The sequence below is a fragment of the Pseudarthrobacter sp. DSP2-3-2b1 genome, from assembly GCF_049895945.1.
Classification (GTDB): domain Bacteria; phylum Actinomycetota; class Actinomycetes; order Actinomycetales; family Micrococcaceae; genus Arthrobacter.
The window spans coordinates 77,158-101,028 of sequence record NZ_JAFCTI010000003.1 but is presented as its reverse complement, the minus strand read 5'-3'; the positions used below and the strand labels follow the sequence as shown (position 1 = coordinate 101,028).

General features: G+C 65.0%; 21 protein-coding genes. 10 read left to right on the top strand and 11 right to left on the bottom strand.

The annotated features are described in order from the left end of the window. Nucleotides 1-72: 72 nt before the first annotated feature. On the top strand, nucleotides 73-966 hold the full coding sequence (locus ACP7AX_RS05560) for a TIGR01777 family oxidoreductase (RefSeq protein WP_131681784.1): 894 nt from the start codon (nucleotides 73-75) through the stop codon (nucleotides 964-966). 148 nt (nucleotides 967-1,114) lie between these two features. Here the strand turns inward: ACP7AX_RS05560 and ACP7AX_RS05555 are convergent, their stop codons facing one another. After that, complete coding sequence (locus ACP7AX_RS05555) at nucleotides 1,115-2,839, bottom strand: protein kinase domain-containing protein (RefSeq protein WP_426225686.1); 1,725 nt, start codon at nucleotides 2,837-2,839, stop codon at nucleotides 1,115-1,117. 150 nt (nucleotides 2,840-2,989) lie between these two features. On the opposite strand from ACP7AX_RS05555, the gene lipB reads away from it, so the two are divergent. From lipB to ACP7AX_RS05535, 4 genes are all read left to right on the top strand, one after another. Continuing rightward, nucleotides 2,990-3,658, top strand: coding sequence for a lipoyl(octanoyl) transferase LipB (gene lipB, locus ACP7AX_RS05550; RefSeq protein ID WP_426225685.1), 669 nt, complete (start codon nucleotides 2,990-2,992; stop codon nucleotides 3,656-3,658). Beyond that, nucleotides 3,655-4,662: a lipoyl synthase gene (gene lipA, locus ACP7AX_RS05545; protein WP_131681788.1), complete on the top strand. Its 1,008-nt coding sequence runs from the start codon at nucleotides 3,655-3,657 to the stop codon at nucleotides 4,660-4,662. The genes lipB and lipA overlap by 4 nt, the downstream gene beginning before the upstream one ends. 86 nt (nucleotides 4,663-4,748) lie before the next feature. Beyond that, a complete protein-coding gene (locus ACP7AX_RS05540; protein WP_426225684.1) occupies nucleotides 4,749-5,501 on the top strand; it encodes a DUF4191 domain-containing protein in 753 nt (250 codons plus the stop codon). A gap of 111 nt (nucleotides 5,502-5,612) precedes the next feature. Continuing rightward, nucleotides 5,613-5,975 carry a DUF3817 domain-containing protein gene (locus ACP7AX_RS05535; protein WP_426225831.1) on the top strand — a complete coding sequence of 121 codons (363 nt, stop codon included), beginning with the start codon at nucleotides 5,613-5,615 and terminating at the stop codon, nucleotides 5,973-5,975. A 39-nt stretch (nucleotides 5,976-6,014) separates the two neighbouring features. Here ACP7AX_RS05535 and ACP7AX_RS05530 read toward each other — a convergent pair whose 3' ends face one another. After that, a complete protein-coding gene (locus tag ACP7AX_RS05530) occupies nucleotides 6,015-6,452 on the bottom strand; it encodes an RDD family protein (RefSeq protein WP_131681791.1) in 438 nt (145 codons plus the stop codon). A gap of 310 nt (nucleotides 6,453-6,762) precedes the next feature. Between ACP7AX_RS05530 and glnA (ACP7AX_RS05525) the strand changes: the two genes are divergently transcribed. Continuing rightward, nucleotides 6,763-8,187: a type I glutamate--ammonia ligase gene (gene glnA / locus ACP7AX_RS05525; protein ID WP_131681792.1), complete on the top strand. Its 1,425-nt coding sequence runs from the start codon at nucleotides 6,763-6,765 to the stop codon at nucleotides 8,185-8,187. 280 nt (nucleotides 8,188-8,467) lie between these two features. On the opposite strand, the gene ACP7AX_RS05520 is transcribed toward glnA (ACP7AX_RS05525), so the two are convergent. The 4 genes from ACP7AX_RS05520 to glnA (ACP7AX_RS05505) form a co-directional block, all read right to left on the bottom strand. Then, nucleotides 8,468-8,998, bottom strand: a complete 531-nt coding sequence (locus ACP7AX_RS05520; RefSeq protein ID WP_131681910.1) for a GNAT family N-acetyltransferase — start codon at nucleotides 8,996-8,998, stop codon at nucleotides 8,468-8,470. Between the two features lies 1 nt (nucleotide 8,999). Beyond that, a complete protein-coding gene (locus ACP7AX_RS05515; protein WP_426225683.1) occupies nucleotides 9,000-9,437 on the bottom strand; it encodes a VOC family protein in 438 nt (145 codons plus the stop codon). Between the two features lie 68 nt (nucleotides 9,438-9,505). After that, nucleotides 9,506-12,517 (bottom strand): bifunctional [glutamine synthetase] adenylyltransferase/[glutamine synthetase]-adenylyl-L-tyrosine phosphorylase, encoded by a 3,012-nt coding sequence (locus ACP7AX_RS05510; protein ID WP_426225682.1) that lies wholly within the window; start codon nucleotides 12,515-12,517, stop codon nucleotides 9,506-9,508. Between the two features lie 9 nt (nucleotides 12,518-12,526). Then, nucleotides 12,527-13,867, bottom strand: coding sequence for a type I glutamate--ammonia ligase (gene glnA / locus ACP7AX_RS05505; protein ID WP_131681795.1), 1,341 nt, complete (start codon nucleotides 13,865-13,867; stop codon nucleotides 12,527-12,529). Between the two features lie 220 nt (nucleotides 13,868-14,087). Between glnA (ACP7AX_RS05505) and panB the strand changes: the two genes are divergently transcribed. Beyond that, on the top strand, nucleotides 14,088-14,993 hold the full coding sequence (panB, locus tag ACP7AX_RS05500) for a 3-methyl-2-oxobutanoate hydroxymethyltransferase (RefSeq protein ID WP_426225681.1): 906 nt from the start codon (nucleotides 14,088-14,090) through the stop codon (nucleotides 14,991-14,993). A gap of 24 nt (nucleotides 14,994-15,017) precedes the next feature. Here the strand turns inward: panB and ACP7AX_RS05495 are convergent, their stop codons facing one another. After that, on the bottom strand, nucleotides 15,018-15,185 hold the full coding sequence (locus ACP7AX_RS05495) for an SPOR domain-containing protein (protein WP_131681797.1): 168 nt from the start codon (nucleotides 15,183-15,185) through the stop codon (nucleotides 15,018-15,020). 120 nt (nucleotides 15,186-15,305) lie between these two features. Here ACP7AX_RS05495 and map point away from each other — a divergent pair, with 120 nt between their 5' ends. Together map and ppgK are read left to right on the top strand one after the other, a co-directional pair. Continuing rightward, nucleotides 15,306-16,184: a type I methionyl aminopeptidase gene (gene map / locus ACP7AX_RS05490; protein WP_426225680.1), complete on the top strand. Its 879-nt coding sequence runs from the start codon at nucleotides 15,306-15,308 to the stop codon at nucleotides 16,182-16,184. A gap of 58 nt (nucleotides 16,185-16,242) precedes the next feature. Continuing rightward, nucleotides 16,243-17,046 (top strand): polyphosphate--glucose phosphotransferase, encoded by an 804-nt coding sequence (gene ppgK, locus ACP7AX_RS05485; RefSeq protein ID WP_131681799.1) that lies wholly within the window; start codon nucleotides 16,243-16,245, stop codon nucleotides 17,044-17,046. A gap of 54 nt (nucleotides 17,047-17,100) precedes the next feature. On the opposite strand, the gene nrdR is transcribed toward ppgK, so the two are convergent. The 3 genes from nrdR to ACP7AX_RS05470 all read right to left on the bottom strand — a co-directional run bounded on the left by nrdR (nucleotide 17,101) and on the right by ACP7AX_RS05470 (nucleotide 19,653). After that, complete coding sequence (nrdR, locus tag ACP7AX_RS05480) at nucleotides 17,101-17,607, bottom strand: transcriptional regulator NrdR (RefSeq protein WP_131681800.1); 507 nt, start codon at nucleotides 17,605-17,607, stop codon at nucleotides 17,101-17,103. A gap of 123 nt (nucleotides 17,608-17,730) precedes the next feature. Next, the gene (hisD, locus tag ACP7AX_RS05475; RefSeq protein WP_131681801.1) at nucleotides 17,731-19,107 is read right to left on the bottom strand and encodes a histidinol dehydrogenase; all 1,377 of its coding nucleotides are present in this window, start codon (nucleotides 19,105-19,107) and stop codon (nucleotides 17,731-17,733) included. A gap of 9 nt (nucleotides 19,108-19,116) precedes the next feature. Next, nucleotides 19,117-19,653, bottom strand: coding sequence for a hypothetical protein (locus ACP7AX_RS05470; protein WP_426225679.1), 537 nt, complete (start codon nucleotides 19,651-19,653; stop codon nucleotides 19,117-19,119). A gap of 137 nt (nucleotides 19,654-19,790) precedes the next feature. Between ACP7AX_RS05470 and ACP7AX_RS05465 the strand changes: the two genes are divergently transcribed. Continuing rightward, on the top strand, nucleotides 19,791-20,288 hold the full coding sequence (locus ACP7AX_RS05465) for a flavin reductase family protein (RefSeq protein ID WP_108597213.1): 498 nt from the start codon (nucleotides 19,791-19,793) through the stop codon (nucleotides 20,286-20,288). Here ACP7AX_RS05465 and dnaE read toward each other — a convergent pair. Beyond that, nucleotides 20,285-23,842 carry a DNA polymerase III subunit alpha gene (gene dnaE, locus ACP7AX_RS05460; RefSeq protein ID WP_131681803.1) on the bottom strand — a complete coding sequence of 1,186 codons (3,558 nt, stop codon included), beginning with the start codon at nucleotides 23,840-23,842 and terminating at the stop codon, nucleotides 20,285-20,287. The two genes, ACP7AX_RS05465 and dnaE, sit on opposite strands and share 4 nt — an antisense overlap. Nucleotides 23,843-23,871: the final 29 nt, after the last annotated feature.

Sequence of the window (23,871 nt, the reverse complement as noted above, 5' to 3'; positions counted from 1 at the left end):
GTACGATCATAGTCACCTCCGCCCGACGTCGAGGGAGGTTCCGCCGCTGTTCCAGGCGTGGTGAGATGGAACATGCGAATCATCATGGCCGGAGCTTCAGGCCTCATCGGAAGCCACATGGCCGCCCACCTGCGTTCGAACGGCCACGAGGTCCTCCGCCTGGTGCGGCGGGCGCCCGCTTCACCATTGGAACTGCGCTGGGACCCGGCCGCCGGGGAGCTTGACCCGGCCCACCTTGAGGGCGCGGATGCCGTGATCAACCTTTCCGGCGCCGGCATTGGAGACCGGCCCTGGACCCGCGCCCGGATTGACGAACTGTTCCGGTCACGGCTGGACCCCACCCGGACCCTGGCCTCGGTGATGGCAAAAGTGGACAGCCCGCCCAAGGTTTTCGTCAGCCAGTCGGGCTCCAACTATTACGGTGATCGCGGAGCGGCGGTCCTTCGCGAAAGTTCCCCGAACGGCACTGGGATCATGGCGCAGATCTGCAGCGAGTGGGAAGCAGCCGCCCATGGTGCCCCGGCCGGAGTCCGGGTAGTCACGCCCCGGACGGGCGTAGTCCTCAGCAGGAGAGGAGGCGCGTTGGGCCGGCTCATGCCGTTGCTTCGGCTTGGCGTAGGAGGTCCGCTGGGCAACGGCCGCCAGCACTGGCCCTGGATTTCGCTTCCCGATGTGTCCTCAGCGTTCAGCTTCCTGCTCGAATCCCCGGTATCAGGCCCGGTCAACGTCTGCGCCCCCGAGGCTGCGGACGTCAATGCCCTCATTGCAAACCTGGCCGCGGCGCTCCACCGGCCTGCGCTGTTCCGTGTTCCGGCGCCGGTCCTGCGGCTGGTGATGGGTAAGCTGGCCAACGAACTCCTGCTGGGCAGCCAGCGGATGGAGCCGACGGCCCTGGCTGAGGCAGGCTTCACGTGGAAGCACCCAACCCTTTCCCAGGCCACCGCGTGGGTTGCCGCAAAGGGCTGAGGGCGCTGCGCACCGGCAGGCAGGAGGCTGGGTCTGGCAGGCAGGCGGCTGGGTCTGGCAGGCAGGCGGCTGGGTCTGGCACGTAGGCGGCAGTCTTGGCTGACGGCCTCCTGCTCAGAAGCGTCTGGCTTAAGGGCGGGCCGGGGGTTCAGAGCCCCGGCAAAACATCGGTGATCCGCCACTTCCCATCGACAGCAACCAGCACGAGGCGGAGCTGTTGCTCCGCTCCCTCCGGAGCGCTGGCCACCAAGGCCCCGGAACCGTCCCTTTCCTCATAGGACGACGTGGCGGAAGTGACCGCCACGACTGCCTGGCCGGCGGAACTTCCAGGCTGGACCTGCAGATCCGAGACCGTACTGGTGAACCCGGCGAGGATGTTTCCCGATGCCTGAAGTTCGTCCCTGATGCGCGTGTCCGCCACCGAGGCAGCGGAGCCCGGGGCGTTGACGAGATCCAGAAGCTCAAGGCGGCCGGAGCTGAGCGCCAGGGACCGCGCGGCGGCCAGCCCCCGGACGGCCTCAGCAGGGTCAGTCGAGTGCAACTGCGTGGTGACCTCCTCAGGCATCAGGGAGTCCGCCGGCTTGGGGCCGTTCCCAGCAGCGTCTTGGCTGCCTGTTGCGTCCCCGCCCTTGGCGGCTTCCGAACTGACCGGCAGTGCACCGGACCCTGCCTCCGCCGCCCATGGTCCCCCGGGCCCGAAGGCGCTGGCTGTCCAGATTGCCGCGGCGACCATTGCGGCGGCCCCCGCAGCCAGCAGCACGGTCCCCCGGCCTGGTCCCCTTGTGGCGGCCCGGGCGTGTTTGCGGCGGGCCACGCCCTCCGTCCGGCGCTGTGGCGGTACCGCATGCTCGCCCTGCGGAAACGGGAGAACCTGGTGAGCCCGGACCAGGCCGGACCAGCGCGACGTCGAGATCCTGCGGCCGCACGCCCGGAAACCGTTGCGGACCGCGTCCCCGCGTCGCTCCGGAACGCGTCGCCGGGTCAGTAACTGAGGGAGGACTGTGGGGTGGACTGAGGAGGCAAGGTCCACCGGCAGCGGCGGCGCACTCCGGTAGACCGCCGTCGCCAGCTCAACGGCCGTAGGCCGCAGCCGCCTGTCCTCGTTGAGGCCCGCCTCCAAGGCTGCGGCGAGCTCGGGGGGAACGTCCGGGAGCAGCAGTGACATGGGCGGCCGGTCTGCCGTCCGCCGGGGCGGCTCCCCTGTCAGGCAGTACCACCCGAGGGCAGCCACGGCGTAGACATCACGCTCCGGCTGCAGTCCGGCCCGGACAGCGTCCACCGGTGCGGGGTCCATAAACCCTGCGGTGCCGTGGTCCGGCACAGAGGCAACATCTCCCACCATCCTGGCGATGCCGACGTCGGAGAGCATCGGCTTCCCGTGTCCCGTAAACAGGACGTTCCCGGGCGAGACATCGCCATGGGTAAATCCTTTGCCGTGAAGATAGCCAAGTACCTGGGCAATGGGAGTCAGGACCGTCACCGTCTCCCCAACCGTGAGCTTCCCCCGGCTGCCCACCAAATCCGCCAGCGAGCCACCTGGCGCATAATCCAGGAGCAGGCCTGTTCCACCGCCGGACTCCCCTGAGCCCCGTGACCCGACGAAGTGGACGGCGTCATGGGCCTTGATGAGATGCTGATGGTCCAGAACGGAGAGGATGCGGATTTCCCGGCGGATGGCTTCCTCACCCGCCGGACCGGGAAGCCCGGCCACCCTGACCCGGGCCCGGGTACCGCCCGCGCTCCCGAGACATTTCAGCGCGAAATCGCGGCCGGTCTTCTCCTCGGTGACAAGCCACACGGTTGCGCTTCCGCCCCGGCCCAGCACACGCCCCACCTCAAAACCGGGGACCTCCGGGACAGTGATGTTTGTCATGACTCATGTCTAACGGAATCCCGGCGCCCCTGCAGAAGTTATCCACAGGCCAGGCCGGACCTGGCCGCCTCCAGAGCCCGCCTCAGCGGTTCGGTGAGAGGTTTGACACTTAAAGGGAGGCGCCGCTGCCCGGGGTCTAAGCTGGAAGGCATGACTCTTGAGTTTTCACAGGTGGGTCTTGCCCCGGACTTCGTAGAATATTCGCGCGGCTGGGACCTCCAGCGCGAATTCCACGACGCCGTCCTGGCCGGCACTGCCCCCAGCACGGTGCTCCTGCTGGAGCATGCCGCCGTGTACACCGCAGGCAAGCGCACCGAGGACCACGAACGCCCCTTCGACGGAACCCCCGTGGTGGCCGTGGACCGCGGCGGCAAGCTGACCTGGCACGGCCCCGGACAGCTGGTGGGGTATCCCATCATCAAACTGAAAAACCCGGCAGGAATCCGCGATTACGTTGAACGCCTGGAAGCTGTGATCATCGCCGTCCTGGCTGACTACGGCATCGTGGCTGAGCGGATCAAGGGCAGGGCAGGGGTCTGGCTCAACGCTGACGCCAAAGGGCCTGCCCGCAAGATCGCGGCCATCGGCATCCGCGTCAGCGAAGGCGTGACCATGCACGGGTTCGCGATCAACTGCAACAACGATCTGGCCCCCTATGGCCAGATCATTGCCTGCGGCATCACCGACGCCCGCGTGACCACCATCGCGCAGGAGACCGGCCTCGATGTCACCCCCGCGGACCTCGTTGCTCGCGTCACCGAAGAACTGCAGAAAAATGAAGACGCACTAGTCGCCACCCACGAAGGAGCTCTCCGATGACACTGGCACCAGAAGGCCGCAAGCTGCTCCGGGTTGAGCAGCGTAACTCGGCGGTTCCCGTGGAGCGGAAGCCTGAGTGGATCAAGGCGAAGGTCCAGATGGGCCCGGAGTATGTGCAGCTGAAGAACCTGGTCAAGAAGGAAGGCTTGCACACGGTGTGTGAGGAGGCCGGCTGCCCGAACATTTTTGAGTGCTGGGAGGACAAGGAGGCCACGTTCCTGATTGGCGGGTCCGAGTGCACCAGGCGGTGTGATTTCTGCCAGATCGATACCGGTAAGCCGTCCCCGGTGGACATGTTCGAGCCCACGAAGGTGGCCCGCTCGGTCCTGGCGATGCAGCTGCGCTACGCCACGGTGACGGGGGTGGCCCGGGATGACCTCGCCGATGAGGGGGTGTGGCTGTACGCGGAAACGGTCCGGAAGATCCATGAGCTGAACCCGGGCACCGGTGTGGAGCTGCTGATCCCTGACTTCTCCGGCAAACCCGAGCACATCGCGGCGATCTGCGATTCGAAGCCTGAGGTGTTCGCGCACAACGTGGAGACGGTCCCGCGGATTTTCAAGCGGATCCGGCCGGCCTTCCGGTATGAGCGGTCCCTTGACGTGATCACCCAGGGCCGGGCCCTGGGCATGGTGACCAAGTCCAACCTGATCCTGGGCATGGGCGAGACCCGCGAGGAAATCTCCGAAGCCCTCAAGGACCTGCATGAGGCAGGGTGTGACCTGATCACCATCACCCAGTACCTGCGCCCGTCCGAGCGGCACCTGCCGGTGGACCGCTGGGTCAAGCCGCAGGAATTCGTGGACCTCCAGGACGAGGCCACCGAGCTCGGCTTCCTCGGTGTGATGAGTGGTCCGTTGGTCCGGTCCTCGTACCGTGCGGGCCGGCTGTGGGCCACCGCGATGCGGAAGAAAGGCTGGGAAATCCCCGCCGAACTCGCCCACATCGAGTCCTCCGGCAGCACCCGCCAGGAAGCCAGCTCACTGCTCGCAGCCCGGGCCTGAGCCTGCATCTTCCATTCCTGAGGGCCGGCACCGGGCCATTCCCGGCGTCCGGCCTTCAGGCTTAAATCGCGTAGAATTGTGGCACTATGGCGAAATCCCCTGATTCCAGTAACACAACGCCCGCGGCTGAAGACGCCCCGAAGCGTGGCCTCTTCTCGCGCAAGCCCAAAGTAGCGAAGGTCAAAAAGCCCAGCCGGCTCAAGCAGATCGGCGAAGTCTTCAACATGACCCGCCGGCATGACCCCATGGTCCCGTGGCTGATGCTGCTGGTGTTCCTGGGCGTTGTGGCGCTCAGCTTCCTGGTGGGCTTCTGGCTGGAGAACTGGATCACCGGCCTTATCATCGGCATCCCGCTGGGCCTGCTCGGCGCAACCTTCATCCTCTCCCGGCGGGCAGAACGCGCCGCCTTCGCGCAGATCGAGAACCAGCCCGGCGCCTCAGGCGCAGCTTTGGGCACGCTCAAGCGCGGCTGGATCACCGAGGACCAGCCCGTTGCTGTGAACCCCCGCACCCAGGACGCCGTCTTCCGTGCCATCGGCCGCCCCGGCGTGGTCCTTGTCAGCGAAGGCCCCACTGTCCGCGTCAAGCCGATGCTCGATGCCGAGCGCAAACGCCTTGCCCGCATCCTTCCGAACGTCACTGTCCATGTGATTGAAAGCGGCCGCGCCGAGGGCCAGGTTCCCATCAGCCAGGTGGCCAAGAAGATGACCAAACTGAAGAAGGAACTGACCAAGCTGGAGGTCAACGCTGTTTCCAAGCGCATCTCCTCCCTTGGCAACCGCCTCCCTATTCCCAAGGGAATTGATCCCTACAAGGCGCGTCCCAACCGCGGACGCTAGAACCATTGGACCGCCCCGGTTCCGGCTCGGCTGGAACCGGGGCGGTTTTTTGTCCGGGTGGGAACATCCTGTGACATTCGAACGAATGAGATTGGAAGACACCGCGTGACGATTACCAATAAGACCTTTGCGATCCGGGCCTTTCGCATTTTGGCCGTCGCCGAAGCATTCAGCTGGGCCGCGCTGCTGACGGGCATGTACTTCAAGTGGATCGCGCGCACCACCGAGGTAGGCGTGGAACTGGCCGGCCCGGTACACGGTGCACTTTTTGTGGGGTACGGCATCGCCGCGCTGGTTCTGTGGCGGCTCCAGCGGTGGCCGTTCGCCGTGGCGTTTTTCGCCGGGCTGTCGGCGGTATTCCCCTTTGCCACCGTCGCTTTTGAGCGGTGGGCCGGAAAACGCGGCTACCTCACGCCCCGCGCGGCTGCCAAAGACGCCACGGAAGCCGGCGCCAAGGACAACGCAACGGTCTGACCCGCGCCGCTGAAGTTACCTTCAGAGCCAGCTCCGGAGCTACCTGCGGACCAGGATGGTGTTCATGGCTTTGTCATGCAGGCCGCGGTGGTCCGGATCGAAGATTACAGCGGGAATCACCAGGCACAGTAGCACCGCCCTGACAGCACCGGCGAGGGGTCCTGCGGGACCGCCGCCAAGCCGGACCACATGGATCCCAACCAGCCGGTGGCCGATGCTGTAACCCAGGGTGCCCACCAGCAGCATCTGTTCAGCGGCGAAGATGGCCAGGGTGGCCCAGGAGTCGCCACCGAACGCTGCATTGCTGATCAGCAGGGCGATTCCCCAGTCGACGAGAATCGCCACAATGCGCCGGCCGGCCCTTGCGATGGATCCCGGCCCGGACTCGGGAAGCCCCAGCCGCTCCCCCGGGTACTTGGAAATGCCGGACGTGTCCGGTCCGCTGAGCCAGGAGCCAATGTCTTTGCGATCTACCACTGTCCAAGCTTACCGAGTCTGCCTCGCTGTCCCCGCGCGTCCCGTGAAGCGGCAGGGGCTCGAACGAACTCACCGCCGCTCACAGAGTGGAACCCGCTGGACCACACTTTGGACACCCGCTAGCGTTGCCCCATCAGGGCATTCTGTAACCTGCCCGAAACAATGTGGACATGGACGGGAAATGCCTTGTCCATAGGCTTGGTGCAGTTTCAAGCAAACCCCAAGCAGGGAAACATTGTCTCCCTGCCCTTCGGATTGCGCTGGACCAGATGGCTTGCAGCCAGATATTACATATGCGTAAGGAGCATAGATGTTCAAGAATGCGGACGAAGTCCTCAAGTACATCAAGGACGAAGATATCAAGTTCGTCGATATCCGCTTCACCGATCTCCCGGGTGTGCAGCAGCACTTCAACGTTCCGGCCAAGAGCGTGGACGCGGACTTCTTCGTCAACGGCCAACTGTTCGACGGATCCTCCATCCGCGGCTTCCAGGGCATTGCCGAATCCGACATGCAGCTCATCCCGGACGTCACCACTGCATTCGTGGACACCTTCCGCATGGAAAAGACGCTGGCGCTGAACTTCTCCATCGTCAACCCCCGCACCGGAGACCCCTACCACCGCGACCCCCGCGGCGTAGCCGAGAAGGCTGAGGCCTATCTCGCGTCCACCGGCATCGCAGACACCGCGTTCTTCGCTCCCGAGGCCGAGTTCTTCGTCTTCGACAACGTCCAGTACCGGTCCTCCCCGGAGGGCAGCTTCTACAAGATCGACTCCGAAGAAGCACACTGGAACACCGGACGCGAAGAAGAGGGCGGAAACCTCGGCTACAAGACCCCCATCAAGGGCGGCTACTTCCCGGTTTCCCCCACCGACAAGCAGGCCGACCTCCGCGACGCCATGTGTGTCGCCCTGGACGAAGCAGGCCTTGAGGTCGAGCGCAGCCACCACGAAGTCGGTTCCGCCGGCCAGGCTGAAATCAACTACAAGTTCACCACGCTGACCCACGCCGCAGACGATCTCCAGAAGTTCAAGTACGTCGTCAAGAACACTGCCGACGCCTGGGGCAAGTCTGTGACCTTCATGCCGAAGCCCGTCTTCGGTGACAACGGCTCGGGCATGCACTGCCACCAGTCGCTGTGGACCAACGGCGAGCCGCTGTTCTACGACGAAAAGGGCTACGCCGGCCTGTCCGACACCGCCCGCTGGTACATCGGCGGCCTGCTGAAGCACTCCTCCGCCGTGCTGGCATTCACCAACCCGACGGTGAACTCCTACCGCCGCCTGGTCAAGGGCTTCGAAGCTCCGGTCAACATGGTTTACTCGCAGGGCAACCGCTCCGCCGGTATCCGTATCCCGATCACGGGTTCGAACCCCAAGGCCAAGCGCATCGAGTTCCGCGCTCCGGACCCCTCCTCCAACCCGTACCTGGCGTTCGCCGCCCAGCTGATGGCCGGCATCGACGGCATCCGCAACCGCATCGAACCGCCGGCTCCGATCGACAAGGACCTCTACGAGCTCCCCGCCGAGGAAGCCAAGGACATCCCCAAGGCCCCCGGCACCCTCGAGGAAGCCCTGGAGGCCCTGGCTGAGGACAACGAGTTCCTCCAGGCCGGCGGCGTGTTCACGCAGGACCTGATCGACACCTGGATTGAGTACAAGTACGAGTACGAGATCCGCCCGCTGTCCCTGCGCCCGAACCCGTACGAGTTCGAGCTCTACTACGGCGTCTAGCAACCCCCTGGGCTGAGCACGTTCAGTCCATCAAAAGTCCGCCCGGCTGCAAGTTTTGCTTTGCAGCCGGGCGGACTTTTTGCTGTTAAGGCGGAGGCCGGCTCCAGACGTGCTGAGACCAGGAGCCGGCCCCCTGACGTGTGCCCCCGAGACGAAGACTGTTTTAGCCTTCCCCCCAACAAGGTGTGGGAACACCGCCAATCCACATGATGTGCCAATGCGGGCCGTCAGGCAAATGCATCCCGGGTGTCGTGGACGGATGTTTACGTTGGAGTACGTGTTATTCCGCGAACGCCCGGTACATGGTCCGCTGCGGACCGGAACCGCCGCCCAGATATTGCCCACGGTCTTCAAAGCCCGCACGCCGGTACGCGGACAGCCCCGCCGGATTTCCCTCGTTGACGGAAAGGACGACGCCGGCCTCGGCCGTTCCCAGCCGTGCGGTCAGTTTCGCAGCGGTGTCCACGGCGGACGCCGCGGCCAGAGGGCCGAGACCTTTGCCCTGGTGGCGCCGGTCAATGAGGAATCCGCGGAGCAACCAGGCGGAATGCTCGTCCGGCCAGCCGGCAAGGCCCGCCGCACCGGCCTGCAGGGTCAGCACGCCGACGGCGTAACCGTCCGCCTCGATGACATAAGGAAACCGCGAGTCCTCGGCCAGTCCTGCCAGTGCCATCCGGAGCGGGTCACCAACAAAGGTGCTTTGGCCCGGCGAGAGTTCGAGGCCGGCGACCTCACCGAGCTGGATGGCGAGGGAATCGGCGTCGAGGTCATCAAGGGCAATCAGCCAAACAGAAGCAGGCGTTCGTCCCAGGTCAGCGGCCCTCGTCGGCGGCGGGAGCGGACTCGTCCGCAGGCGGGCCCGCCGGATCCATCCACAACACTTCCCAGAGGTGCCCGTCCGGGTCCTGGAAACTGTGGTTGTACATAAACCCGTAGTCCTGGACCTCCTGGGACGGCCTGCCGCCCGCGGCAAGGGCCTTGCGCACCGTCTCGTCCACAGCTTCCTTGCTGTCCACGGAGAAAGCGGTGATGGCCTCGGTGGCACCGGTGGCATCGGCCACGTCCTTGGACGTGAAGGTCTTGAAGAATCCTTCCACCAGGAGCATGACAAAGGCGTTCTCGTTGATGATCATGCAGGTGGCATTCTCATCCGTGTAGTCCGGGTTGAAGGAGAAGCCCAGGGCCGTAAAAAAGTCCACCGACCGCTTGAGGTCCTTGACGGGAAGGTTCACATAGATTTGGGTAGCCATGGCCCCCAAGTTAGCACCGGTCCGCCGTGGCTGTCTGCAGCCCGGCGGGACGGACGCGAGGCAACCGGCTAGTGACCGTAGAACACCCGTTCGAACACAGCGCGTGCCCGCCGGCTCAGGCGGAGGTAGTCCTCCTCCAGCGCGGCCGCATGCCCCGGTTCGTAGCCGCACCAGCGTGCCACCGCCTCGAGATCCCGCCGTGAGGAGGGCAGAAGATCCGAAGCTTTGCCGTTCCAGATAACGTTGGCCGAACGGATCCTGCTGGCGAGCCGCCACGCGTCGGCAAGCAGCTTCGCATCGGCCCCGGAGAGCAGGTGCAGGGCAGCAGCCGCATCAAGTGCTTCGATCGTGGACGTTGTCCGCAGCTCATGGTGCTTGCCTGCATGCTGGAGCTGAAGCAGCTGCACCAGCCACTCGACGTCGCTGAGCCCGCCGCGGCCGAGCTTCAGGTGGCGGGCAGGATCGGCGCCTCGCGGCAGTCGCTCTGATTCCACCCGTGCCTTAACCCGGCGAACCTCCCTGACGTCGTTCTCTGAAATGGTTGCGGGGTACCTGATCGGGTCTATCAGTGCCAGGAAGTCTTGGGCCAAAGCGTCGTCTCCGGCCATCGGCCGGGCCCGGAGCAACGCCTGCGCCTCCCAGATCAGGGACCACCGGCGGTAGTATTCCGCAAATGAATCCAGGGACCGTACCATGGCGCCGTTCTTGCCCTCCGGCCGCAGGTCAGCGTCCATCTGCAGGACCCGCTCGGCCATGATGGCCGGCTTGAGCGGCTGGGTCAGGAGGTTGGAGAGCGAGGAAACGATCCGCTGGGCCTGTTCCTGTGCCTCCTCCTCGGAGTGGCCAGGGAGCGCCCGGTGGACGTACATCACGTCCGCGTCGGAGCCGTAGCCGATCTCCCGGCCGCCCTGCCGGCCCATGGCAACCACCAGCACTGCAGTCTTCAGCGGCCCATCAGCGGAAGCGATGCCTTCGGCTACACGCAGGGCGCCCAGTACGGCCGCCCGGTCGGTGCTGGCGAGTTCCATGCCCACCTGCTCCTGGCTGAGCAGTCCGGCGGAATCCGCAATGGCAATCCTGAGGATCTCCCGGCGCCGGATCAGCCGGATCAGCCGCATCGCGCTCTCCGGGTCCGAGTGGCGGGACATCTTGGACGTGATCTCCTGCCACTGTGCCTCAAAGCCCAGGGGTGCAAGATCCTTGTCATTGCCCAGCCAGGCCACCGATTCCGGCGACACCTCCAGAAGGTCCGCAATCAGCCTGGAGTTGGAGAGGACGTGGCACAGCCGCTCGGCGGCCGCTGTGGAATCACGGAGCATGCCCAGGTACCAGTGGGTGGTGCCCAGTGCCTCGCTGACGCGTCGGAACGCAAGGAGCCCGGCGTCGGGATCAACACCTTCGGCGAGCCAGTCCAGCAAAATCGGCAACAGCTGGCGTTGCAGCGCGGCCCGCCTGCTGACACCCGCAGTGAGCGCCTCGATGTGCCGCATCGCCCCGCGGGGGTCGCTGTAACCAAGCGCGGCAAGGCGGCCCTGCGCTGCCTCCGGAGTCAGCCTGGCGTCCTCGGTGCTGAGCTTGGCGGCGGTATTGAGCAGCGGCCGGTAGAAGATGCGTTCGTGCAGTTCCCGGACTGAACGCTTGGTCTTCTGCCAGGCGGCCAACAGGGCGTCCGGTGGCGGCCGGTCGTTCGAAAACGGCCCAAGGACCGCCTTCGCCAGAGCGCGCAGGGCAGCCTCGTTCACGGGCATCAGGTGTGTCCGGCGGAGCTGGAACAACTGGATCCGGTGTTCCAGGAGCCGCAGGTACCGGTAGGCATGATCGAATGCGGCGGCGTCGGTACGGCCGATGTAGCCGCCGGCGGAAAGGGCCGCAATCGCCGAGGTGGTGTCCCGGCGGCGCAGCGACTCGTCGGATTTTCCGTGCACCAGCTGCAGCAGCTGCACGGTGAACTCGACGTCGCGGAGGCCGCCGCGGCCAAGCTTGATCTGCCGCTGTTCCTCGGCCGCAGGGATGTGTTCGGTTACCCGGCGGCGCATGGCCTGCACCGATTCGACGAACCCGTCACGGCCGGCGGAACTCCAGATCAGGGGCGCCACCGCTTGTTCGTAGCGCTCCCCCAGATCCTTGTCCCCGGCGATGGTCCGGGCCTTCAGCAGCGCCTGGAATTCCCAGCTCTCGGCCCAGCGGGCGTAGTAGCTTTCATGGGAGGCCAACGTGCGGACCAGCGGTCCCGATTTGCCCTCCGGCCGCAGGTTGGCATCCACTTCCCACAGGCCCGGCTCGCGCGCCACGGAGAAAATGGCCCGGGAGATGCCGGTGGCCAATGCCGTACCAACTGTGCTGGCGCGGGCGTCGTCAAGGTCCCCGGCGTCCATCACGTAAATGACGTCGACGTCGGAAATGTAGTTCAGTTCGCGGGCTCCGCATTTGCCCATGCCGATAACGGCAAGGCCGACGCCGGCCACTTCCTCAGCGGTGAACTGCTCCGCCGCTTCGGCCCTGGATACGGCCAGCGCGGCCTCGATGGCGGCACCCGCCAGATCGGCAAGTTCCGCCCCCACTGCGGGCATGAAGTCCAGCGGGTCAACCGCACAAAGATCCTTGACCGCAAGATCCACCACCCCGCGACGGTAGGCCGTTCGCAGCGCCGCGTAGGCTTCAGCTCCCGTTATTCCAGCCACCGGGCGCGCTGACCCTGGGTCAGCCCGCACGGAGGTGAGCAGCGTTGCACGGAGTTGTTCCGGGTCCGCCGGGCTTGGTTCGGGGCTTGCCGTTACCTCGAACGCCACGAGGTGCTCCGGATGCCGGATAAGGAACTCCCCCAGGGCTTCCGAGGCCCCCAGCACCCGGTAGAGCGGCTCGCTGGTCTCCGGATCAGCCGCAGCCAGGTCCCGGAGCGCCGGGTGCTTTTCAATCAGCCTGACCAGGGACTGCAGGGCGGTGTCCGGGTTTGCCGCCATCGCCAGTCCGGCGAAGATCCTGTCCTGGTCCAGCCCGTCCAGTTCCGCGGCAGCGAGGAACCGCTCGCCCTTCTCCAGGTCACTGAAGCCGGCAGAGATGAGGCGGCGGGCAAGGCTCAAAGCCGCCGCCTAGAGAATGCCCAGGTTGCGCTGCAGTTCGTACGGCGTGACCTGGAGCCTGTAGTCCTGCCATTCGGCACGCTTGTTGCGCAGGAAGTGCTCAAAGACCTGCTCACCCAGGATCTGCGGCATCAGGTCCGAATCCTCCATGGAACGGATGGCATCGTGGAGGCTCGCCGGCAGGGGGTCATGCCCCATCGCACGGCGTTCGGCGGAGCTGAGCGACCAGACATCGTCCTCGGCAGCTGCCGGGAGGTCATAGCCCTCTTCGATTCCCTTCAGGCCCGCGCCAAGCAGAACTGCGTAGGCGAGGTAGGGGTTGGCTGCGGAGTCGATCCCGCGGTACTCGATGCGCGCCGACTGGCCCTTGCCGGGCTTGTACAGCGGCACCCGTACCAGTGCAGAACGGTTGTTGTGGCCCCAGCTCAGGTAGCTGGGTGCTTCCCCGCCGCCCCAGAGCCGCTTGTAAGAGTTGACGAACTGGTTGGTCACGGCCGTGAACTCCGGCGCGTGCTTAAGGACTCCGGCGATGAACTGGCGTGCTGTTTTGGACAGCTGGTATTCGGCGCCTGCCTCGTAGAAAGCGTTAGTGTCACCCTCGAACAACGAGAAGTGGGTATGCATGCCGGACCCGGGGTGCGCGGTGAAGGGTTTGGGCATGAAGGTTGCGTAGGTGCCCTGCTGCAGCGCAACTTCCTTGATGACCGTCCGGAACGTCATGATGTTGTCCGCGGTCTGGAGGGCGTCCGCGTAGCGGAGGTCGATTTCGTTCTGGCCGGGGCCTGCCTCGTGGTGGCTGAACTCCACGGAGATGCCAACGGACTCCAGCATGGTCACCGCGGTGCGGCGGAAGTCCTGGGCCACGCCGCCGGGGACATGGTCAAAGTAGCCTCCTTCGTCCACCGGAACCGGCGCGCCGTCCGGGCCCGGATCCTGGGACTTGAGGAGGTAGAACTCGATTTCAGGGTGCGTGTAGCACGTGAAGCCCATGTCTGCGGCCTTGGCCAGGGTGCGCTTGAGGACATTGCGCGGGTCCGCGGCGGACGGCTCGCCGTCCGGGGTAAGGATGTCGCAGAACATCCGCGAGGTCTGTTCGGTCTCGCCGCGCCACGGCAGGATCTGGAACGTGGAGGGATCCGGCTGGGCCAGCATGTCGGACTCGAAAACCCGGGCCAGGCCCTCGATGGCGGAGCCGTCGAAACCCAGGCCTTCCTCGAAGGCGCCCTCCACCTCGGCCGGGGCGAGAGCCACCGACTTGAGCGACCCCACGACGTCGGTGAACCACAGGCGTACGAACCGTACGTCGCGCTCCTCGATTGTGCGCAGGACAAACTCTTGCTGGCGGTCCATGAAGGCCTCTTCTCCGGTCAACGTTCTTGCCCCGGGTCCGCGGAAGCGGCAGCCGGCAGCAGCTCACCATCACTTTACTAAGCAATCGGCTCCAATGCGGGAGCCTGCACCGCACGTAACACAGCGTTAACACCGCGGCGCACCCGAATATGACGCGGATCACGGCGTTCCGCCCGCTCCCCGGTAGCTTGCAGCGCCGGTACAGCACTACGCTCTTGGCATGGCCACAACCAACAGCCCTGACTCAAGCGCGTCCGCTGAAGTACCCGCACCTTACGGAAACGGCCCGGCAAAGGTGCCGGCGCCGTCGTCGGAAGGTTCCGCGAAGCTCGCTGCCAGGGTGCGGATCCACCACCTGCAGCAGGCCAAGAGGGACGGCACGCGGTTCGCGATGCTGACCGCCTATGAGCAGTACAGTGCGGAGATCTTTGACCAGGCCGGCATCGAGGTGCTCCTGGTGGGCGATTCAGCGTCCAACAACGTTTTTGGCAACGAGACCAGCCTGCCCGTCACTGTAGATGAGCTCCTCCCGCTCTGCCGCGCCGTGGCGCGGTCCGCCAAGCGGGCGCTGGTAGTGGCAGACCTGCCGTTCGGCAGCTACGAAGTCTCAGCACAGCAGGGCGTGGAAACCGGCGTCCGTTTCCTCAAGGAAGGCTTGGCCCATGCCGTCAAGATCGAGGGCGGCAGGTACTACGCTGAAACCGTCCGCGCCATGGTCCAGGCGGGCGTCCCGGTCATGGCCCATATCGGCTTCACCCCGCAGAGCGAGCACGCCCTTGGCGGCTACCGTGTCCAGGGACGCGGCGATGACGCCCAGCGCCTGATCGACGACGCCGTGGCGCTGGCCGAGGCGGGGGCGTTCTGCGTCCTGATGGAAATGGTTCCGGCGGACACCGCTGCCGCCGTGGACGCGGCGGTCAGCGTGCCGACAGTGGGTATCGGTGCGGGCAACGCCACCACCGGCCAGGTTCTGGTGTGGCAGGACATGGCGGGACTCCGCGGGGGCAGGATGGCCAAGTTCGTCAAGCAGTATGCCGATCTCCGCAGCACCCTCAGCGACGCCGCGAAGTCCTACGGCGACGACGTACGCTCAGGCCAGTTCCCCGGGCCCGAGCACTCCTTCTAACGGCCGGCGCGCTCCCTTGGCGCCTCAGTCCTGGTCGTCCTGTTTTTCCCAGGCCTCGTTCCGCGCCCGGACCTTCTCCAGGGCGTGTTCAGCTTCCTCCCGCGTCTTGTAGGGGCCGATCAGCTGGCTCCAGTCCGAGAGCGCATCTTCTTCCACCTCGTGGGTGTTCACGTTGTACCAGTACTCCGTCATCGGTGCTCCTCGTTCCGGCCTGCAACGGCCTTTCTGTGATCCGCGTAACTTAATACGCGGATGCGGACAGGTTGGGCTTGAAGTTACTTGGCGTTCTGCGGTCCCTTATATGATCAATCTATGCCTTCCCTAGCCTCAACTGCACCCACCGGAACCCTGACCAGGGGAACCGTCAGCCCGCAGCTCCCTGTACCGGCGTCCATCCCCCGCCCTGAGTACGTGGGCAAGCCCGGCCCGGCCAGGTTCACCGGCTCGGAAATCAAGTCGGCCGAAACCGTCGAAAAAATCCGGATCGCCAGCCGGATCGCCGCGCAGGCCATCGTGGAGGTCGGCAAACACATCGAACCCGGGGTGACCACGGACCAGCTGGACAAGGTGGGGCACGAATTCCTCCTGGATCACCAGGCGTACCCGTCCACTCTCGGATACCGCGGATTCCCCAAGTCGCTGTGCTCGTCCCTGAATGAAGTGATCTGTCACGGCATCCCGGACAGCACCGTGGTGCAGGACGGCGACATCATCAACATCGACATCACCGCCTTCATCAACGGCGTCCACGGCGACACCAACTACACCTTTCTGGCAGGCGACGTCGACGACGAGTCGCGCCTGCTCGTCGAACGCACCCGCGAGTCACTGAACCGGGCCATCAAGGCCGTAGCTCCCGGCCGCGAAATCAATGTGATCGGACGCGCCATCGCCTCGTACGCCAAGCGTTTCGGCTACGGTGTGGTGCGGGACTTCACCGGCCATGGCGTCGGGGAAGCCTTCCACACCGGGCTCATCATCCCGCACTACGATGCCGCCCCCGCTTACAACACAGTGATCGAGGCTGGCATGGTCTTCACCATCGAACCCATGCTGACGCTCGGTACGGTTGAATGGGACATGTGGGAGGACGACTGGACGGTAGTCACCCGCGACCACAAGCGTACGGCGCAGTTCGAGCACACCCTGCTGGTGACCGAGTCCGGCGCCGAAATCCTCACCCTGCCCTGAAATCCGTGCTGGTCAGCCACCAGGCCGCCCCGCACGCCCTTCCACGAACGGAACCACATTGGCCAAGAAGGACGAGAAGTCGCACAAGAACTCCCCGCTGATCGGAATCGACATCGGCGGAACGGGAATCAAGGGCGGCATTGTCGACCTGAAAAAAGGCAAGCTCCTCGGTGAGCGGTTCCGGGTGCCGACGCCCCAGCCGGCCACCCCTGAGGCCGTCGCAGAGGTAGTGGCCCAGGTAGTGGCCGAGCTGTCTGCCCGCCCGGAGGCCCCGGCGGCCGATTCGCCGGTCGGCGTCACGTTCCCCGGCATCATCCAGCATGGCGTTGTCCATTCGGCGGCCAATGTGGACAAGAGCTGGCTCAACATTGACATCGACTCTCTGCTGACCGCCCGCCTGGGCCGGCCGGTTGAGGTCATTAACGACGCCGACGCCGCCGGGCTGGCTGAGGCCCGCTACGGCGCCGGGGCCGGCGTGGAAGGCACCGTCCTGGTCATCACCCTGGGCACCGGAATCGGTTCCGCGTTCATCTTCGACGGCCGCCTGGTCCCCAACGCTGAGCTGGGCCACCTTGAGATTGACGGCTTTGACGCCGAAAGCAAGGCCTCAGCGGTGGCACGGGAGCGGGACGGGCTCAGCTGGGATGAGTACAGCGTGCTGCTGCAGCGCTACTTCTCCCACGTCGAGTTCCTCTTCTCCCCCGAACTCTTCATCGTGGGCGGCGGCATCTCCAAGCGTGCCGACGAATACCTGCCCAACCTCAGGCTGCGCACCCCCATTGTTCCCGCGAAGCTGAAGAATGAGGCCGGAATTGTTGGCGCCGCCGTCGAAATTGCCATCAAGCACAAGCTGACCAAATAGGCGTGAGTGCCGGTGGCGGCAGCGGCTTCCCCTCCGCTGCCACCACCGGAAGTTTTACAGGGGGGTCTTCTCGGAGCTCTTGGTGCCCTTGACGGTTTCTTCAGGGGCCTCTTCGGCTGACTCGTGACGGAGCAGCGCAATGGCTGTCTCGAAGTCCTCAAGTGATTCGAAGGCCTGGTAGACGCTGGCGAAGCGCAGATAGGCCACCTGGTCGAGTTTCTGCAGGGGTCCAAGAATGACCAGCCCCACCTCGTGGGCGTCAATTTCCGCTGCACCGGAGGCGCGGATCTGCTCCTCAACCTCCTGGGCAAGGAGCGCCAGGTCATCCTCGCTGACGGGGCGGCCCTGGCAGGCCTTGCGTACTCCGTTGATGACCTTGCTCCGGCTGAAGGGCTCGCCCACACCGGAACGCTTGATGACCGAGAGGCTGGTTGTTTCCACGGTGGTGAACCTGCGGCCGCATTCTGGGCACTGACGGCGACGCCGGATGGCTGAGCCGTCGTCGGCCATGCGGCTGTCCACAACGCGGGAGTCCGGATTACGACAGAACGGACAATACACGGTGTCCCCTCCCTGTTGTTTCTTGTGGCCGTTTATCAGTCTACGACTACATATAGCGGAATAACAATCCTGTAATTACTACATGTAGTGGCGCCGCCCCGGTTGCCGCCCTGCGTGAATCGGTCAGGAGTCCTGCTGGAACCGTGCGGTCACCGCTTCGCCGTGGGCGGGCAGGTCCTCGGCGCCGGACAGGCTCACGATGTGGCCGCTGACCTCCTGCAGCGCCGCCTTGCTGTAGTTCACCACCTGGATTGCACGCAGGAAGGTGGTGACGTTCAGCCCGGAGGAAAACGCGGCAGTGCCGCTGGTGGGCAACACGTGGTTGGAGCCTGCGCAGTAGTCCCCCAGGCTGACGGGACTGTAGTCCCCCACAAAGATGGCACCGGCGTTACGGATCCGGGCGGCCACAGCCGGCGCGTCCGCCGTCATGATTTCAAGGTGTTCAGCGGCGTAGGCGTCACACGCGGCGATGCCCTGTTCCACGTCCTCCACCAGGACAACTCCGGACTGGGGGCCGGCGAGTGCCTCACGGACCCGCGCGCTGTGCTTGGTTCCGGCCGACTGCCGCTCCAGTTCCACCCTGACGGCAGCGGCAAGGTCCTCGGAGTCGGTGATCAGTACTGACGCGGCCTGCGGATCGTGCTCGGCCTGGCTGATCAGGTCCGCAGCCACGAGGGCAGGCTGGGCGGAGGAATCGGCCAGAATGGCGATCTCCGTGGTGCCTGCCTCGGAGTCGATCCCCACCACCCCTTTGACGAGGCGTTTCGCGGTGGCCACGAAGATGTTTCCCGGACCGGTCACAACATCCACGGGCTCCAGCGCCGGTCCGGCGTCAGTGGCCTCGACACCATAGGCGAAGGCGGCGATGGCCTGTGCCCCGCCGATGGCGTACACCTCGTCAATGCCGAGCAGGGCCGCTGCCGCGAGGATGGTGGGGTGCGGGAGTCCGTTGAAGTCCTTCTGCGGCGGCGAGGCCAGGGCAATGGACTCCACGCCCGCGGCGAGGGCCGGGACCACATTCATGATCACCGATGACGGGTAGACGGCCAGGCCGCCGGGGACATACAGGCCGACCCGCGCTACCGGAACCCAGTTTTGGCTCACCAGGGCGCCGTCCCCGAGCTCGACGTCGATATTCCGGGGCCGCTGTCCATCCGCGAACCGCCGGGCGCGGCTGATCGATTCCTCCAGGGCGCTCCGGACCGCAGGATCCAGCTCCACCAGGGCATTCGCCAAAGCTTCGGCCGGGACCCGCGGGTGCTCCTGCTGAACACCATCAAACTTCAGCGCCAGTTCATTGAGGGCCGCGAAACCTCGGGTGCGGACGGCCCCGATGATGTCCAGGACCTTCTGCTCCGCGTCCGCCACGGTCTGGTGCTGCGCGCGGGGAACTGCCGCCCGCAAACCGGCCAGTGTAAGGTCCCGTCCGCGAAGATCGACCGTACGGAAACTAAGCGCTGCGGCAGAAGCAGGGGCAGGAACTTCAGGAGTAATGGTCACCGGTCCATTTTACGCACCCGGCGAGGTGCCTCCGGCTAACGGCGTGCTGCCAGCCTCCGGCTCCCTGCGGAGAAGGTGCAACAGGCTCAGTGCAAAGACGGACACGGCCGTTGCCGCCGGCCACAGGAGCAGCACGGACAGGGAGCGGAGCGAAAAGGCCACGCTTGGATTGACGGAGGTATCGGCTGGCCCGCCCCAGAGCTGGGCCGCAAGGATGCCGCCCTGCCAAGCCACAACCGCGCCTGCCAAACCGCCGGCGAGGCTGAGCAGGAAGGCCGCCTGGGCAGCGCGCCCGTCCCTGTCTGTCAGCAGTACGGCCACCATGCATCCGGCGAACACGAAGAGGCCTGCGAGGGTGAGGTCACGGGGCAGCCACAGTTCGGGGTTGGTCCCGCTCGCGAATTCAGGGTCACGGGTGATCAGGTTCAGTCCGCCCGGGGCCAGCAGCCACCAGAGCAGCCCCGTGGGGCCACCAGCGGCCGCTGCAACCGCAAACCACTTCCACGGCAGGCGGGAAGACCGGCGGCCGGCGGAGTGTTGACTCATTTAACAAACCTTAACAAATGTTCGCCCCTCCCGATCAAATGACGTGGCGGGTCGGGCGATTCCGCCGGCCTGCGCGGGAGCCATAGGCTTAATGCAGAGTCCGAAATCCAGCCCGCGTTTCAGGAGCAGTTCCCCCTATGACAGACAAGACGGCGTACGAGAACACGTTCAAGGAAATGTTCCGGCGGCACGCGGCCGGCGTGGCAATCATCACGGTGAACTACCAAGGCGAGCCGTATGGTTTCACTGCGACGTCCGTGGCATCGTTGTCCGCCCAGCCACCCCGGTTCACGTTCAACATGGCCCGGAGTTCGAGTTCGTGGCCGGCGATCGCCAACACCACCCACCTGGGCGTCCACATGCTGGGCCTGGAAAACCAGGAGCTGGCCGACCGCTTCGCGCGCACCAAGGACCGCTTCGGCGGAGACCACTGGAAACTTGGCCCCCATGATGTCCCGATCCTCAAGGGCGTCGCCGGCTGGCTCATCGGGGAAATCCAGATGCGTCTTTCCTTCGAAAACAACGCCGTGGTTGTTGTTGAAGTGGTGGACGGTGAGGTTGGCGACGACGGTTCCCCGCTCCTCTATCACGCCGGCGCCTACGGCCAGCCTGTCCCGCTGGACTACGAAATCTAGTTATCGAGGCAGGTGGGCCCGAGGAGTACCTTCAGGTCGCCGAACAGCGAAGGACTCGGGTTGACCCGCAAGTGAACGGGCAGCCCCATGACTTCCGTCCGGGTGTCGCCCTGGAGGTGCAGCCTGACTTCCGAGTTTCCCCGGTGGTTCCGCAGGACATCCCCGAGCTCAGTGACCACCGCCTCGGTGGCCTTATGCGTGGGCATGGAAATGAGTACAGGTCCGTTCGTGCCCTCGCTGAGATCGGGAACGGAGAGCTCCATGCAGTTCAGGGCCACAGCGCCGTCGTCGCGCCGCTGGAGGCGGCCCTTGACCACCACAATGAGGTCTTCCGCCAGGACGGAGGCGATGGGGCCGTAGACCTGGCCGAAGAACATCACTTCCATTGAGCCGCCGAGGTCTTCGATTTCCGCGCGGGCGTAGGCGTTGCCGCTCGCCTTGGCGATCCTGCGGCTCAGCGAAGTGATCATGCCCGAAATGGTGATGATGGCGCCGTCGTGCGGCCCGTCCTCGGCGATCACAGATGTGATGCTCTGGTCCGCGTGCTGGCTGAGCAGCCCCTCAAGCCCCTGCAGCGGATGGTCCGAGACGTACAGGCCAAGCATGTCCCGTTCGAAGGAGAGCTTGTCCTTCTTCTCCCATTCAGGCAGGTCGGGAATCTCGATGCTCAGCGACGCTTCAGATTCAGCCTCGTCGAAGCCTGCGAAGAGATCGAACTGGCCGATCGCCTCATTGCGTTTGAGCGTAATGACCGAGTCGATGGCCTCTTCATGGATCATCGCCAGCGCGCGCCGGTGGTGGTTCAGTGAATCGAAGGCGCCGGCCTTGATGAGCGACTCGATGGTCCGCTTGTTGCAGACAACTGCGGGAACCTTCACCAGGTAGTCCTTGAAGGACGTGTAGGCGCCTTCCTTTTCGCGGGCGGCCACCATGGCTTCGACGGCGTTGACGCCCACGTTGCGGATGGCTCCCATGCCGAAGCGGATGTCGTTGCCCACTGGCGTGAAGTTCAGCGCCGACTCGTTAACGTCGGGCGGCAGCACGGTGATGCCCATGCGGCGGCATTCGTTGAGGTAGATGGCTGATTTGTCCTTGTCGTCACCCACCGATGTCAGCAGGGCGGCCATGTACTCCGGGGCATAGTGCGCTTTGAGGTAGGCGGTCCAGTAGGAAATCACGCCATAGGCGGCGGAGTGCGCCTTGTTGAAGGCGTAATCGGAGAACGGAAGAAGGATGTCCCACAGCGTCTTCACGGCTTCCATGGAGTAGCCGTTGTCCTGCATGCCCTGGGAGAAGCCGGCGAACTGCTTGTCCAGCTCGGATTTCTTCTTCTTGCCCATGGCCCGGCGCAGGATATCTGCCTGGCCCAGTGAATAGCCGGCAAGTTTCTGCGCCACGGCCATCACCTGTTCCTGGTAAACGATCAGGCCGTAGGTCCCGCCGAGGATCTCGGAAAGAGGCTCTTTAAGCTCAGGGTGGATCGGAATGACTTCCTGGATCCCGTTCTTGCGCAGCGCGTAATCGGTATGCGCATTCGCGCCCATCGGTCCCGGGCGGTAGAGGGCAAGCACGGCGGAGATGTCTTCGAAGTTGTCAGGCTTCATCAGCTTCAGCAGGGCGCGCATGGGCCCGCCGTCGAGCTGGAACACCCCGAGGGTGTCACCCCGGGCCATCAGCTCGTAGGACGGGACGTCGTCCAGTGCCAGGGTGTCGAGGTCGAGCTCGTGGCCGCGGTTGAGCTTGATGTTCTCCAGGGCGTCGGAAATGATCGTCAGGTTCCGCAGACCCAGGAAGTCCATCTTGATCAGGCCCAGGCCTTCACAGGTGGGGTAATCAAACTGCGTGATCACCTGGCCGTCCTGGATGCGGCGCATCACGGGGATGACGTCGATGATGGGGTCCGAGGACATGATCACCCCGGCCGCATGGACGCCCCACTGGCGCTTCAGCCCCTCAATGCCCAGGGCGGTCTCGAAGACCTTTGCGGCCTCCGGGTCTGTGCTGATGAGCTGACGGAAATCGCCGGCTTCGCCGTAGCGCTTGGACTCCGGGTTCTGGATGTCCGCGAGCGGAATGTCCTTGGCCATGACCGCAGGCGGAAGCGCCTTGGTCAGCGTCTCGCCCATGCTGAAGGGGTAGCCAAGCACGCGGGACGAATCCTTCAGTGCCTGCTTGGTCTTGATGGTGCCGTAGGTGACGATCATGGCCACGCGCTCGTCGCCGTACTTGCGGGTCACGTAGTCGATGACTTCGGAGCGGCGCCGGTCATCGAAGTCGACGTCGAAGTCAGGCATGGAGACGCGGTCCGGGTTGAGGAAGCGCTCGAAGATCAGGCCGTGGTGCAGCGGATCAAGGTCCGTGATCCGCATGGCGTAGGCCACCATGGAACCGGCGCCGGAGCCACGGCCGGGCCCCACCCGGATGCCGTTGTTCTTGGCCCAGTTGATAAAGTCCGCCACCACCAGGAAGTACCCGGGGAACCCCATCGAGGTGATGACTTCCAGCTCGTAGTCAGCCTGGGTGCGGACTTTGTCCGGGACGCCGCCCGGGTAACGGAATTCGAGCCCGGCAGCCACTTCCTTGACCAGCCATGATGTCTCGTCCTCCCCCGGCGGGCAGGGGAACCGGGGCATGTAGTTTGCGCCGGTGTTGAACGACACTTCGCACCGCTCGGCAATCAGCAGGGTGTTGTCGCAGGCATCCGGGTGGTCCCTGAACAGCTCCCGCATTTCCTGGGGAGACTTCAGGTAGTAGCCGCTGCCGGAGAACGCGAACCGGGAACCGCCGTTGTCATAGGTGGGCTCCAGCAGCGTGGAACCTGACTGGATGGCCAGCAGGGCCTCGTGGGCCTTGGCATCGTGCTCGTGGGTGTAGTGGAGATCGTTCGTGGCAACCAGGGGCAGGTTGAGGTCCTTGGCCAGCCGCAGCAGGTCCCCCGTAACCCGGCGTTCGATGTCCAGGCCGTGGTCCATCAGTTCGCAGAAGTAGTTCTCCGCACCGAAAATGTCGCGGAACTCCGAGGCGGCTTCGAGGGCCTCACGGTACTGGCCAAGCCGCAGGCGCGTCTGGACTTCCCCCGAGGGGCAGCCGGTGGTGGCGATCAGGCCTTCCGAGTAGGTGTTCAGAAGCTCGCGGTCCAGCCGCGGCCACTTGCCGAAGACGGCATCCAGGGAGGCGATCGAGGACGCACGGAAGAGGTTGCGCATCCCGGCATTGTTATAGCTCAGGAGCGTCATGTGGGTGTACGAACCACCACCGGAGATGTCGTCTTTTCGCTGGTGTTCCTCGCCCCAGCGCACGCGGCTCTTATCCGTCCGTGCGGTGCCGGGCGTTACATAGGCTTCGACGCCGATGATGGGCTTGATGCCCTGGTCCGTTGCGCGTTTCCAGAAATCGAAGGCGCCGAACAGATACCCGTGGTCCGTGGTGGCCAGGGCAGGCATGCCCAGGCGTTCGGTCTCATCAAACAACTCCCCCAGACGGGCAGCGCCGTCCAGCATGGAGTACTCGGTGTGGTTGTGAAGATGGACGAACGAGGCATTGCTGGAAGTCACCGCACTATTCTATGCGCTGGCCGGCCGTC